This is a genomic window from Tumebacillus lipolyticus, from assembly GCF_042682745.1.
Classification (GTDB): Bacteria; Bacillota; Bacilli; order Tumebacillales; family Tumebacillaceae; genus Tumebacillus_A; species Tumebacillus_A lipolyticus.
The window spans coordinates 1-13,529 of sequence record NZ_JBHUIO010000005.1; the positions used below are offsets into that span (position 1 = coordinate 1).

Consider the following 13,529-nt stretch of genomic DNA (forward strand, 5'->3'; position numbering starts at 1 on the left):
GTCGGGCAGGTTGCCCACGTGTTACTCACCCGTCCGCCGCTGACTTCCTCGGAGCAAGCTCCGTTTCTGTCCGCTCGACTTGCATGTATTAGGCACGCCGCCAGCGTTCGTCCTGAGCCAGGATCAAACTCTCAATAAAAGTTTGTATCTTGACTCGCATCTCTCTTCGTAACACTCGTTTAGTTTTCAAGGATCAATGAGATAAATGGTCGGAATGCAGGGATTCGAACCCTGGACCTCACGCTCCCGAAGCGTGCGCGCTACCAAGCTGCGCTACATTCCGACGCTGTCATTTCCTGATGATGTCGCTCGCGTTCTCGCGGCAACGAAATGTATCTTATCATGCTTCACCCGTTTCGATCAATCACACTTCACCCTGAAATACGAACAAAAACTATCGATATGTGCGATCAACTAGCTCGCTCTATCAAATGCTATGAGATTCAAAGTAAAGCGCTCAGCTTGATCCAGCTGAGCGCTTTTCTCATTCTTGATTGCGCGAGATTGCGTTGATGATGCCATATTTGAATAGCAACAGGATAAATTCGAGTCGAAAATTGTGGCGAACACCGGCCAAATATTGATGATCGAGCTTCGTGACGAAGTGCACATCTGTCAGATCGTCATTGTTCTCCACTTCGGCGCGCAGTTGCTTCAAGCGTCGCAACACCTGCTCATCGAAGATTTGAAAGCAGAACTCATAGTCGCTCTCCGTCTTCGTCTCCAGGATCGTCAGCTCTGACTTGTCATACTCATAACAGACCATAGCATAACCCCCTTCTTGTTAGAGATAGCGCAGATATACATACGCGGTCGAGATCAGAATCGATAGGATCATCAGTGGAAATCCGATCAAAAGGTATTTTACAAACGAGATCTTATATCCTTCTTTCGCTGCCAAACCGATCACGATCACGTTTGCGCTCGCGCCGATCACCGTTCCGTTCCCACCTAGACATGCGCCGAGCGCCAAACTCCACCACAGCGGCTCAAGGTTGGTGATGCCGAGCGCCCCCATCTCTTTGATCATCGGGATCATCGTCGCCACAAAGGGAATGTTGTCCACAAAGGCGGAGGCGATCGAGCTCATCCAGAGGATCAGCATCGCCATCGCGCTCAAATCCCCGCCGGTCAGGTCGATCGCTTCAGCAGCCAGTTTGGAGATCACGCCTGTCTCCATCAGCCCCGCCACCAGCACGAACAGCCCGATGAAGAAAAAGATCGTCGTCCACTCCACGCGCTCCAACGCCTGCTCCAAATATCGTTCGCCCGTCAACAACAGGAGCAAAAACGCTCCGGAAAGCGCGACGGTCGCCGATTCGAGGTGCAGCACCTGATGCAGGCCAAACCCGATGATCGTCAGCGCCAAGACGGCCAGCGATTTTTTGAGCAATCGCATATCCTGCAGTTCGTCATTCTCGTTGAGCGACATGATCAGCTGTTGGCGCTCCTGATCGGCGACCAGCTGTTTGCGATAGATCAGGACGAGCAAGGCGACCGTCACCACGATGATCACGCCCACGACTGGAGCCAAGTTATAGATAAACTCCATAAACGTCAGCTCTGGCACCGCACTTCCGATCATGATGTTCGGCGGGTCACCGATCAGAGTCGCCGTGCCCCCGACGTTCGATGCGATGATTTCAGAGATCAGGTAGGGGATCGGCGATACTTTCAGCTGTCGCGCGATCGAGAAAGTGACCGGAACGATCAGCATCACCGTCGTCACGTTGTCGAGCAGCGCAGAGAGCAAAGCGGTGATCACCGACAGATAGACCAATATTTTTACCGGGTGCCCCCCTGCCTGCTTCGCCGCTTTGATCGCAAGGTATTTGAACACGCCCGTCTGCCCGGTGATCGAGACGAGAATCATCATCCCGACGAGCAAGCCGATCGTGTTCAGATCGATATGATGAATGGCCGTCTCTTGATCGAGGATGCCAAATGCCACCATCAGGATACCGCCAGCCATCGCCACGATCGTCCGGTGGATCTTCTCCGAAACGATCAAGGCGTAAGTGACCAGGAAGATGCCGATTGCGAATAGTGCCTGGTTCTCCATTGCCTTCCTCCCCAGTTTGCCAATTTAACGCACATATGGTAGCACAGTTTATCTTCTGCCCAACAATTCTCGAAAGAACGAGAAAATCAACCTGATTCGCTCTTCTAGTTTCTCCTGCTCCTACATCATTCTTTCGCAGCGATCGATTGACCGAATTGGTCGATTTCTGAACCTGATCCTTATTAAATAGGAAGAAAGAGACCTCCGTCTGCCGGAGGTCTCCACGAGTTGTTATCCCAATTTGATCTTTGCAAATTTGCGCTTGCCAGCCTGTACGACCATGCCATCGACCAGCTCGATTTGCGCGTCAGCCGCGTCCACTTTCACTTCGTCGATCTTCACACCACCCTGCTGAACGAGTCGTCTCGCCTCGCCGTTCGAAGGGGCCATGCCGAGATCGACGAGCAGTTTGACAATCCAGACGGTGCCCGCTTCCATCTCGACGACAGGAATGTCGGTTGGCAGCGCACGCTTTTGGAAGATCGTTTTAAAATTATCCTCTGCCGCCAGAGCAGCATCTTCACCGTGGTACATGCGCACGATCTCACGGCCGAGGCGCATTTTCAGATCGCGCGGGTGCAGCTGTCCGCCATCAAATTCCGCTTTGATCGCTTCCACCTCTGCGGTCGGCAGATCGGTGACCAGCTCGTAGTATTTCATCATCAGCTCATCTGGGATCGACATCGTCTTGCCGTACATCTCGTTGGGCGCCTCGTCGATGCCGATGTAGTTGCCGAGCGACTTCGACATCTTCTGCACGCCGTCCAAGCCTTCGATCAGCGGCATCGTCAAGATGATCTGCTGCTCTTTGCCATACTCTTTTTGCAGCATGCGACCCATCAGCAGATTGAACTTCTGATCGGTGCCGCCAAGCTCCACATCGCACTCCAAAGCGACCGAATCATAGCCCTGCATCAGCGGGTAGAAAAACTCGTGCAACGAAATCGCCTGCTGGGAGTTGTAGCGCTTCTCAAAATCGTCTCGCTCCAACATCCGCGCCACCGTCGTCTTGGCAGCCAGCGCGATCACGTCGGCAAAATTCATCGGAGCCAACCATTCCGAATTGTAGCGAATGCTCGTCTTCGTCTGGTCAAGCACTTTGAACAGCTGTTTGACATACGTCTGCGCATTCTCTTTCACCTGTTCCACCGTCAACTGCTTGCGCGTTTCCGACTTGCCTGTCGGATCGCCGATCATCCCGGTGTAATCGCCGATGATGATCGTCACATGATGGCCAAGATCTTGAAACTGGCGCATCTTCTGCAAGACGACCGTGTGCCCGAGATGGATGTCGGGCGCCGACGGGTCAAGACCCAATTTGATGTGCAGCGGTTTGTTTTTCAGCAGCGATTTCTTCAGCTTCGCCACCAGTTCCTCTTCCGGAATGATCTCCACCGCTCCGCGGCGAATTGTTGCCAACTGGCGGTCGATCTCCGCTTGAATGCTCGGATCGAGAACTTGCTCTTCTTTCGTCATCCTCTACTCCCTACCTTTATCAAAAGTCTGGTAAAACAAAAAAAGCTCGCCCCGATAGGGACGAGCTTCGAACTCGCGGTACCACCCTAAGTAGCTTTCCAGTCGAAAGCTTCCTTCGTTGGGAATAACGGCCACCTTGTGACCGGCTTGGCATTGCCTCCAAGCTGCTCCGAAGTGTACTTCACGCAAAGGGATCGACCGGTTCGCAGCGACCACCGGCTCTCTGGACAATCCAACAAAACGCTACTCTCTTCATCATCGCTTCTTCGATCTGCAATTGTAAATCACTGCACAGCATCTGGAGAAATCATAGCAGTGGCGAAGATCGCTTGTCAAGTCGAACACGCACAAGAATAACCTCTTATTCTGTCATTTCTTGTCCACATTTTAAGCTATGTTATAATGAGAAGGATAAGGGGGAGGACGTCATATATGGAAGAGAACAACACCCGATCTGATCGAAAAGAAAAAAAGCCCAAGACGAAGAAGAAACGACGCTGGGGTAAGTTTGTCAAAATCTTCTTGTTCTTGTTCCTCGCTGTGACGATCATCGGCGGAGGAGCCGCGGCCGGCTTTATCGCCTCGATGGTCAAAAAAGCGCCAAACCTCGATCTGAATGCGATCACCGACATGGCATCCAAGACGAAAGTGTTTGATAGCGATGGTCAATTTATGTTTGAGTTGCAAGGTGACGGCGAGCGCGAGCTGATCAACTCGCTTCAAGATACATCACCTTTTCTCGCTGACGCTTTCGTGGCAGCGGAGGACAAAAATTTCTATACGCACTTTGGGATCAACCCGTACGCGATCGCCCGCGCAGGCGTGCAAAACTTGATCGGCGGCGACATCGTCAGCGGCGCGTCGACGATCACCCAGCAGACGATCAAGAATGCGATGTTCCCTGAACAGGAGCGCTCTCTCGAACGCAAAGTTCAAGAGGCGGCGCTCGCGATCCAACTTGAGCAGAAATTGACCAAGGAAGAAATATTGCTCACCTATATGAATTGGATCTATTTTGGCAAGTCCGGTTCATCCAACCTCTACGGAGTTGAGCGCGCATCGAAAGCGATCTTTGGCGTTCCCTCCAAGGATCTGAACTTGGCACAGGCGACAATCTTAGCAGCTTTGCCGAACAATCCGAGCTTATTCAATCCTTATACGAATTTTGAGCGCACCGCACAGCGACAAGAATATATCCTCCAAGAGATGCTGGAAGCTCAATTTATCACCCAAGCAGAGTATGCGGAAGCAAAAGCGTATGATGTAGCCAAAGACATTCAAGAGCAAAAGGAAAAGACACAGGTGAAAGGCGGCGAGTTCGCTCACCTGGTCGCCGAGGTGGAGACGCGCTCGGCGGAGCGCCTCTATGAGACTGGCAAGTACGAATCGCTGGACAAGGCACGAGAAGCGCTCTTCCGCGGTGGCTATGAAATCCACACCACGATCAACCGCAAGATGCAAAACAAGCTGGACGAAGTGATCGACCAAGACAAGTTTTATCCGGAAAACATCTCGTACACGATCACCGACAACTCCGGCAAGCAGATCAAAGTGGACAACGCGATGATGCAGGCTGGTGCAACATTGATCGACAACAAGACGGGCAAGATCCTCAGCATGGCTGGCGGACGAAAATATGAGATCGACCAAGTCAACCATGCCACGCAGCCGCGTCAGCCAGGTTCGACGATGAAGCCGATCGCCGTCTACGGGCCCGCGCTGGAAAACAAATTGATCGGCTCTGGCAGTGCGATCGACGATGTGCCGATGGTTTGGCCCGATCAGAACGCAGCGGACGGCAAGTATTTTCCAAAGAACTGGGACAACAAATTCCACGGGCTGATGACCGTTCGACATGCGCTTGAGCAGTCGTACAACATCCCCGCTCTTAAAGTATTTCATCAACTGACCCCGACTGTCGGGCTTGATTTCCTCAAGAAGATGGGCGTGACGACCCTTTCAGACACCGATGTGAACCTGGCAGCTGCGATCGGTGGTCTCTCGCACGGCCTGACCGTGACCGAAGCGACCAACGCGTTTGCGACCCTGCCCAACATGGGAGTGTCCCGCGATGCCTATATGATCGAAACGATCAAAGGTCGCGACGGATCGAACCTCTACCAACATAAGTCGGTTGAGACGCAAGTGTTCAACCCGAACACATCCTTCATTCTGACCGACATGCTGAAGGACGTCGTGCGCAAAGGCACCGCTACAGATGTCGGATCAAAGTTCCCCGGCTATGAGATCGCAGGCAAGACGGGGACGACCGATGTGGACAAGGATTCGTGGTTTGTCGGCTACACACCCGATGTGACGCTCGGCGTCTGGGCTGGATACAACATCCCTTACACCTTGGAGAGCTCGCAGCAGAAAAACTTGCCGAAGACTTTGTGGAATTCGATCATGACCGATGTTTTTCCGTTGATCGAAAACCGCACCCGCTCGTTCCCAGGCAATCCGGGCGGTGTGCGCAATGTTTCAGTCTGCAGATTGTCGGGCAAGATCCCGACAGAGCTTTGCAAAGAAGAGCATACGATCGTGACCGAGATGTTCATCGCCGGAACCGAACCGACCGAACAGTGCGACGTACACGTCAAGGCGAAATACTACGAGGTAGGCGACAAAAAGTATCTTGCGAACGACTCGACGCCTTCCTATTTGGTCAAAGAGGGCATCTTCATCAAGCGTGAAAAATACACGCTGCCCAACAATGACAAGCGCTGGCTCCCGCTCGACCACGAGAAGGAATTGCCGAGCGACAAAGACCCGCGCAATGGAAACGAAGAGCTGGGCACCACGCTCGTTCCGACCGGCGTGAAGATCACCAACGCTTCCGATAGCTCCGTCTCCTTGTCTTGGAATGCAGTTTCAAAGGCGAAGAGCTACCTCGTGCTCCGCGCAGACAGCGAAGCGGGCCCGTTCCAGATCGTCAGCGAAGTGAAGACCACCACTTTTACCGATACATCCGTTCAAAAAGGAAAAGAGTACGCCTATCGCATCGTCGCCATCGATGGCGAAGGTCTGCAATCTGATCCGAGCCAGACGGTCACCGTCACCCCAGGTCTCGCACAGCTCACACCGCCGAGTGGCATCAAAGCACAAGCGGGCGCGGTGGGATTGACTATCTCGTGGCAACAGGTACCAGGGGCAACGAGCTACGCGGTCTACCGCAGCACCGATCCGTCCGGCGCTTATCAGCGGATCGGCACGACTGCCGGAACCGCATTTGATGATGTCGGCGCGATGCCTGGCATGACGTACTTCTACAAGATCAGCTCCTTGCAAGGGGACAAAGAATCGGGGCAATCGGCACCAGTGCCAGGTACAGCATCTGGCGGTGGTGGCGAGCCTGGTCAACCGATTCAAGCGCCGACCGGCCTGCAGGTGACCGATCCCAAATCGGGCAATTCCTTGGTCATCGGCTGGAATCCGTCAAAAGATGCGACTTCCTACTTGATCGAGCGCAGCACAGACGGGGCGACTTGGTCTACGCTTGGCACCACGAACGACAACGGATTTTTTGACAGCGGTCTTTCCACAGGCCAAAAGTATTTCTATCGCATCCGCGCCATCGATGCGAAAGGCAACCGATCTTCACCATCTGCGGTGGCCAACGGTACGCCAACTCAATCGTAACCACACCTAACCACACCGGTTTCGCAGATCTGAACAGCTGAGGCGACCTGACGATCGCCCCAGCTGTTCGCACAAAAAGCCTCCTGCCCTTTTAGAAAAGGACAGGAGGCTTTTAATTGTTCCACTCGTTTCACTTCATCCCTAGCGCAGCGTGACGACCGTCACGCCGTTGCCACCTTCACCCTCGACTCCGTAGCGGTACGATTTCACTTGCCGGTGCGTGCGCAAATATTCCTGAACGCCGGCACGCAGCGCCCCAGTTCCTTTGCCGTGGATGACATGAATCGTGCTCAGGCCAGCCAACAGCGAATCATCGATTCGCTTGTCGATCGCCAAGATCCCCTCTTCCACATTCGCCCCGCGCAGATCGAGTTCCAAACTGACCTGTTTCGTTTCGATCTTCTTGCGCGACGCGATCGTGCGCGTCGGCTCCTGCTCAGGTGGCAACAGCTCAAGTTGCTCCTTTTTGAGCTTCGTTTTGATCATGCCGATCTGCACCATCACCTGATTGCCTTTGATCTCCAGAATGTGACCTTTCTGCCCCAGATGGACGATCGCCACATGATCGCCCGCCTGTAGCGGACGATCTGCCGGCTTCGCTTTCGGCTGCTTCGCTTCCCGCTTGAGCTTCGGCGTTTTGCTCTCCAGCTCTTTGCGCAGTTCGATCAGGCGGTGCTCTTTGATCTGACCCCGCTCTTGAGCGGCGATCCGGCGCAGCTCTTCGACGATCTCTGCCGCTTCCTGCTCCGCCTTGCGCACCGCCTTTCTCGCTTCCTCTTCGGCGCGCTCCATCATCCGATCCTTCTGGCTGTAATACTGTTGTTTTTCCTGCTCAAACTCATCCATCAGCATTTCCAGCTCGCGGCGCAGCGTCTCCGCTTTTTCCCGCTCTTGGGCGGCGACATGCTGATTTTGCTCCAATTTGCGAATCAGCTCATCGACCGCCACCTCTTCTGTGGTCAGGCGCGACTTCGCATGATCGATGATCGCGCGACGCAGGCCGAGGCGCTCCGAGATGGCAAACGCGTTGGAACGCCCGGGGACGCCGATCAACAGACGGTAGGTCGGACGCAAGCTCTGGACATCAAACTCGACAGACGCGTTGATCGCGTCCGGTTCATTATACGCGTACGCTTTCAGCTCCGAATAGTGCGTGGTCGCGACGGTGCGCACCCCGCGCTCTTTGAGAAAGTCGAGGATCGACATCGCCAGCGCCGCCCCTTCGGTCGGGTCGGTGCCCGCTCCCAGCTCGTCAAACAGGACGAGACTGCGAAAATCAACCTGCTCCAAAATGGTCACGATGTTGGTCATATGCGAGGAAAAGGTGGAGAGCGACTGCTCGATCGACTGCTCATCGCCGATGTCCGCATACACTTCATCAAATGTGGACAACATGCTCTCCTCATCTGCCGGAATGTGCAGACCGGACATTCCCATCAGGGTCAGGAGACCGAGCGTCTTCAGCGTGACAGTCTTCCCGCCCGTGTTCGGCCCGGTGATCACGAGCAGAATGAAGTCTTCTCCAAGCCGCAGATCGGAGGGAACGACCACATTCGGATCGATCAGCGGATGGCGGGCGCGCTTTACGTTGACAATCCCTTGGTCGTTAAAGAGCGGACGAACTGCGCGCAGCTTACGCGCATAAGCTGTCTTCGCAAAGATAAAATCGAGTTCGGCCAGCGCCTCCTGCCCATCTTGCAGCTCATTCGCATGCTGTCCGACCTGTGCGGACAACTGCTGGAGAATTTTTTGAATCTCCCGCTCCTCTTTGATCTCCAACTCCCGCAGCGCGTTGGCGAGGCGGACGACAGCTGCCGGTTCGATAAACAGCGTGCTGCCCGAGGCGGACTGGTCGTGGACGATCCCATCGAACGAGCCGCGATATTCCACCTTGACCGGCACGCAATACCGGTCATTGCGCTGCGTGATGATCGGGTCTTGGAGCATCTTCTGATAGGTTGGCTGGCGAATGATCGATTCTAACTTCTCCTTGACGCGCGCCTGCTGGGTTCGCATCTCGACACGGATGCGGCGCAGTTCAGCAGATGCCGTATCGCGGACCGCGCCGTTATCGTCGACAACCGCGCGAATCTCATCTTCTAACTGCTTCAGCTCAGGAACCGATTCGGCAAGCTTCATCAGCTCCGGAATGCTTTCCTCATCGTTCGTGTCCTGCAAAAACTTTTTCAGCCGCCGCCCGGCCATGATCGTGTCTGCCATGTCGAGCATCTCCGCAGCAGCAAGGATGCCGCCGAGAGCTGCGCGACGTATCGCGGAGCGATTGTCATGAATGCCGCCGAGCGGAATCAACCCGCGAAGGCGGTAGACGGTGACCCCTTCTGCGGTCGATCGCTGCCACGCTTCGACTTCGGCGAGATCGGAGGACGGCACGAGCTCCTGCGCTCTCGCTTTCCCCAGTGAAGAGCTGGCCAACCGCACGACATGATCGCGGACTTTATGATATTCGAGCACTCGAAGCACTCGTTCATTCATGAGTGGTCACCCCCAAAATTTCATCTATTATAGCATATCCTTTGCGAAATAGGACACTCTACACGTACGGCCCCGTGTGATAACACCTGATTGGAGAAGGAGGAGGAACTCGCAATGACCATCATCAGAGCTCTTGTCCGCTTTGTCGTTTCCGCCTTGGTGTTGATGGTAGTCGGGATGCTTGTGCCAGGGTTTAGCCGCCTGTCGTTTACATCAGCGCTGCTGGCTGCCGTTGTGATCGCCGTGATCGGCTGGGCGATCGAAGCGATGTTCGGTCGCAACATCTCACCTTTCGGGAGAGGCATCGTCGGCTTTCTCACCAGCGTTGTCGTCATCTATGTGGCGCAATGGTTCGTGCCAGGCATGCATGTGACCATCCTCGGGGCGATCCTCGCCTCGCTGGTCATCGGGTTGATCGATCTCTTCATCCCGGGCGACCTATCAGGGAACATGATGGGTGGCAACAGGCGAAGCGAACGTCGTGATGACCGATAGATTGCAAAAAAGCCCTGGAGATCGCTCCAGGGCTTTTTTATACAGCGGGCACATACAGTTTGAAAAAAGGAAACTTTGCCAACAGCTCCTGCGCCAATTGCGACCCTGTCAGCGCCTGTTGCAGTTGATCATAGGGCAACAAGGCGAGCACGTTGACCAGCACGGCGGCGAAGATGACGCCTAAGATCGCGCCGAGCACCAAGCCCAACACGCGGTTGAGCAGCGAGAGACCTGGCAGCTTGGCGATCAGATCGATCAGCGAGCCGGCCATCTGGATCAGGAGAAAGATGACGATAAACACTAGGATGAATGCCATGCCGCCGTGCAACTGCTCCTCCAAGTTGAGGCCGGGGATCTGTTGCAGCAATGGATTGTCAGGAATCAGCTCCGGCATCGGTACGATCAAGGCGAACAGCGGCGCCAGATCATCATAAAAGCTTCGGGCGAGGAAAAACGCCAAAAAAACGCCAACCAGCGACACGAGCTGCTTGACCAATCCTTGCCGCAATCCGTTGAGCGCGGTGAGCAGGATGCCACAACCGATGATAATATCTGTCACTCTTCCAAGTCCTCCGCTTGCTTCATCTCTTGCGGTTCCAAAATGCGCAAGAGTTCCTCATACTCCTGACGCAACTTCAAATATTCGTCCGCCACGTTGACGGCAGCAAGCACCGCGACTCGATTTAAGTCGAGCCGCGGGTTGCCTTCGCCGATCTCCTTCATCTTGTGGTCGACGAGCATGGAAACAAGCCGCAGGTGTTCAATCGGGGCTTTTCCCTTTATCTGATAGTCTTGGCCGTAGATCACAGCTTTGATCTTGTTCATCTCATGAGTCTGAATGCCGTTGGGATACTTAGGCAAGGGAACCTCCCCTTTCTGTGTTCCCCAAACTCTTCGCTTTCCGATCCGAAAAATCCTTCTCGATTACGCACGAAGTTCAGCGCTATGGCGTTCCTTCAGCGCGAGAAGCACTTTCTCATGCACAAGCGTCACTTCTTCATCTGTCAAAGTGCGCTCGCCTGAGCGATAGACAAGCCCGTAGGCGATCGATTTTTTGCCCGCCGGCACTTGGGAGCCTTGATAGAGGTCGAAGATGCGCGCGCTTTCCAGCAGTTCGCCTCCCGCCTCGGCGATCGTGTCGAGCAGCTGTCCTGCCGGAACGTCCACATCGACCAACACGGCGATGTCGCGCTCCATGCTCGGGAACTTCGGCAGCGATGCGGTGACGGTGGTCGCCCCATGTTTCGCTGCGAGCAGCTTCTCCATGTCGAGCTCAAAGTAATAGGTCGGTGCAAGCTCTGCCGCCTCTTCCGCCTCTGGGTGCAGACCGCCTACATAGCCGAGCGTCAACTCCCCTTGGAAGATGCGAGCGGTGCGCCCAGGATGCATCCCCGGCAACTCGGTGCGCTCATAGCTCACCCCGGTGATCCCGAGGCCGATCAACAGGTTTTCCACAATCCCTTTTACGGCGAAGAAGTCGACCGCACGCTCTTTTTCCCCCACTCCGACCGGTGCGAAGCTGCCGGTGATCACGCCTGCCGCCCGCAGATGCTCCTGCGGAAGCTCCGTCTGATCGTGCGCCGGGGTGAACACTTTGCCGACCTCGAAGATGGCGAGATCTTGCACGCGGCGGTTGCGGTTGTATTGCACCACTTCGACCAGCGATGGCAACATGTGCGTGCGCAGCGCGTTGCGCTCTTCGGAGAGCGGATGCATCAGCTTCAGTTGGTTTTCGTAGCCGGCGGTAGCGAGGCCGAGCTTTTCGTAGTTTGCGATGTTGATGAACGAATAGGTCACCACTTCGGTCAAGCCCATGTGGATCAGCAGTTCGCGCGCGGTGCCGCGCAGCTTTTGGATCGGTGTGAGCTGACCTTGCACCAGCGGCCCTTCCGGCAGCGTCACCGGGATCTGATCATATCCATAGACGCGGGCGATCTCTTCGATCAGATCCGCCTCTTTAGCCATGTCCGGTCGACGGGTCGGCGCTGTGACCAGATGGGCGCCATCCACTTTTTGATCGGATACTGCAAAGCCCAGACGCTTTAAGATCGCGATCATTTCCGCTTCGGCGATCTCGGTGCCGAGCAAGCGGTTGACGCGCTCCGCGCGCAGCGGCAGCACGGACGGCTCGATCTCTTTCGCCACCACTTCCACCGGCTTGCCTGCGATCTCGCCACCTGCCAGCTCGACGATCAGCTCGGCAGCCCGCAGCATCGCGTTCACAACCATCGCCTGATCGATCATCCCTTTTTCAAAGCGCTTTTGCGCCTCCGAGTAGAGGCCGAGCGCCTTGCCGGTCTTGCGGGTGGTCGACGCGTCGAAGTATGCCGACTCCAAGACGATCGTCGTAGTGTTGTCGTCCACCTCAGAGTTCTCACCGCCCATGACGCCGGCTAAGCCGATCACCTTTTCCGGGTCTGCGATCACGAGCATGCTCGCGTCGAGCGTCCGCTCCACGCCATCGAGCGTGACATGCTTTTCCCCTGCTTGCGCTTGGCGCACGATGATCGTCCGCTCCGCCACTTTCGACAAATCGAACGCATGCAGCGGTTGCCCCAGCTCAAACATCACGAAGTTGGTCACGTCCACCACGTTGTTGATCGGACGCACGCCGACTGCGAGCAGCTTGGCTTGCAACCACAGCGGCGATTGGCCGACCTTCACGCCTTGGATCACCTGCGCCGCATATTTGGAGCAGTTCTCCGACTCGATCTTCACGCTGACCGGCGAGTCGCCGCTCGCCTCTGCGCGCTGCGCTTCGTTCAGCTTGACCTCGCGCCCGAGCAGTGCGGCCACTTCGTAGGCAACACCGCGGTAGTTGAGCAGGTCGGAGCGGTTCGGAGTCAGCTCAAGCTCCAACACCACATCGTTCAGGTAGAGGTAGTCGGTCACGTCCGCTCCGATCGGAGCATCGCTCGGGAGGATGTACAGACCTTCCGTCTGATCTTTCGGCAGCAGCTTGATGTCCATGCCGATCTCTTTTGCTGAGCAGAGCATCCCTTGCGATTCAATGCCGCGCAGCTTTGCTTTTTTGATCTTGAAGTCATTCGGCAGTTCCGCTCCGATCACCGCGACCGGAACTTTCTGACCGGGCGCGACGTTCGGCGCACCGCAGACGATCTGCAGGTGCTCGCCAGTGCCTGCGTCCACCGTGCAGACGCGGAGCTTGTCAGCATTTTCATGCGGTCTCGTCTCCAGCACGTGGCCGATGACAACACCTTTCACACCAAGATTGAGCGGGGTGAACACCTCGACCGGCACCCCTGCGTCGGTCAGCAACCCCCCGAGTTGCTCAGGAGTCAGATCGTCGATCTCCACATAGTCACGAAGCCATTGATAGCTGATTTTCATCGTTTTTCCCTCC

General features: G+C 55.5%; 9 protein-coding genes, 1 tRNA gene, 1 rRNA gene and 1 other annotated feature. Of the genes, 2 read left to right on the forward strand and 9 right to left on the reverse strand.

Annotated elements, in window-relative coordinates:
- From ACFSOY_RS05185 to tyrS, 5 genes are all read right to left on the reverse strand, one after another.
- Positions 1–139, reverse strand: a 16S ribosomal RNA gene (locus ACFSOY_RS05185); the annotation flags it as partial.
- A gap of 67 nt (positions 140–206) precedes the next feature.
- Positions 207–283 (reverse strand) — tRNA-Pro (locus ACFSOY_RS05190).
- 201 nt (positions 284–484) lie between these two features.
- The gene (locus tag ACFSOY_RS05195; protein WP_386044508.1) at positions 485–766 is read right to left on the reverse strand and encodes a hypothetical protein; all 282 of its coding nucleotides are present in this window, start codon (positions 764–766) and stop codon (positions 485–487) included.
- A gap of 18 nt (positions 767–784) precedes the next feature.
- Entirely contained in the window at positions 785–2,062 is a 1,278-nt protein-coding gene (locus ACFSOY_RS05200; RefSeq protein ID WP_386044509.1) for an ArsB/NhaD family transporter, read from the reverse strand.
- A gap of 231 nt (positions 2,063–2,293) precedes the next feature.
- A complete protein-coding gene (tyrS, locus tag ACFSOY_RS05205) occupies positions 2,294–3,538 on the reverse strand; it encodes a tyrosine--tRNA ligase (protein ID WP_386044511.1) in 1,245 nt (414 codons plus the stop codon).
- A 53-nt stretch (positions 3,539–3,591) separates the two neighbouring features.
- Positions 3,592–3,806 (reverse strand) — a binding site (T-box leader).
- A gap of 164 nt (positions 3,807–3,970) precedes the next feature.
- On the opposite strand from tyrS, the gene ACFSOY_RS05210 reads away from it, so the two are divergent.
- On the forward strand, positions 3,971–7,177 hold the full coding sequence (locus tag ACFSOY_RS05210; RefSeq protein WP_386044513.1) for a transglycosylase domain-containing protein: 3,207 nt from the start codon (positions 3,971–3,973) through the stop codon (positions 7,175–7,177).
- Between the two features lie 141 nt (positions 7,178–7,318).
- Here ACFSOY_RS05210 and ACFSOY_RS05215 read toward each other — a convergent pair whose 3' ends face one another.
- Complete coding sequence (locus tag ACFSOY_RS05215) at positions 7,319–9,670, reverse strand: endonuclease MutS2 (protein ID WP_386044515.1); 2,352 nt, start codon at positions 9,668–9,670, stop codon at positions 7,319–7,321.
- A gap of 114 nt (positions 9,671–9,784) precedes the next feature.
- Here ACFSOY_RS05215 and ACFSOY_RS05220 point away from each other — a divergent pair, with 114 nt between their 5' ends.
- Positions 9,785–10,165 (forward strand): phage holin family protein, encoded by a 381-nt coding sequence (locus ACFSOY_RS05220; RefSeq protein WP_386044516.1) that lies wholly within the window; start codon positions 9,785–9,787, stop codon positions 10,163–10,165.
- Between the two features lie 37 nt (positions 10,166–10,202).
- On the opposite strand, the gene ACFSOY_RS05225 is transcribed toward ACFSOY_RS05220, so the two are convergent.
- The 3 genes from ACFSOY_RS05225 to pheT all read right to left on the reverse strand — a co-directional run bounded on the left by ACFSOY_RS05225 (position 10,203) and on the right by pheT (position 13,516).
- Positions 10,203–10,724, reverse strand: a complete 522-nt coding sequence (locus ACFSOY_RS05225) for a CvpA family protein (RefSeq protein ID WP_386044518.1) — start codon at positions 10,722–10,724, stop codon at positions 10,203–10,205.
- Entirely contained in the window at positions 10,721–11,026 is a 306-nt protein-coding gene (gene zapA / locus ACFSOY_RS05230; protein ID WP_386044520.1) for a cell division protein ZapA, read from the reverse strand. The genes ACFSOY_RS05225 and zapA overlap by 4 nt, the downstream gene beginning before the upstream one ends.
- Before the next feature lie 63 nt (positions 11,027–11,089).
- Positions 11,090–13,516, reverse strand: coding sequence for a phenylalanine--tRNA ligase subunit beta (pheT, locus tag ACFSOY_RS05235; protein WP_386044522.1), 2,427 nt, complete (start codon positions 13,514–13,516; stop codon positions 11,090–11,092).
- Between the last annotated feature and the right edge of the window lie 13 nt (positions 13,517–13,529).

Excerpts from the sequence above, each read along its gene's own strand:
- ACFSOY_RS05195 (WP_386044508.1), bottom strand. The coding sequence starts at position 766 with ATGGTCTGTTATGAGTATGACAAGTCAGAGCTGACGATCCTGGAGACG.
- ACFSOY_RS05200 (WP_386044509.1), bottom strand. The coding sequence starts at position 2,062 with ATGGAGAACCAGGCACTATTCGCAATCGGCATCTTCCTGGTCACTTAC.
- tyrS (WP_386044511.1), bottom strand. The coding sequence starts at position 3,538 with ATGACGAAAGAAGAGCAAGTTCTCGATCCGAGCATTCAAGCGGAGATC.
- ACFSOY_RS05210 (WP_386044513.1), top strand. The coding sequence starts at position 3,971 with ATGGAAGAGAACAACACCCGATCTGATCGAAAAGAAAAAAAGCCCAAG.
- ACFSOY_RS05215 (WP_386044515.1), bottom strand. The coding sequence starts at position 9,670 with ATGAATGAACGAGTGCTTCGAGTGCTCGAATATCATAAAGTCCGCGAT.
- ACFSOY_RS05220 (WP_386044516.1), top strand. The coding sequence starts at position 9,785 with ATGACCATCATCAGAGCTCTTGTCCGCTTTGTCGTTTCCGCCTTGGTG.
- pheT (WP_386044522.1), bottom strand. The coding sequence starts at position 13,516 with ATGAAAATCAGCTATCAATGGCTTCGTGACTATGTGGAGATCGACGAT.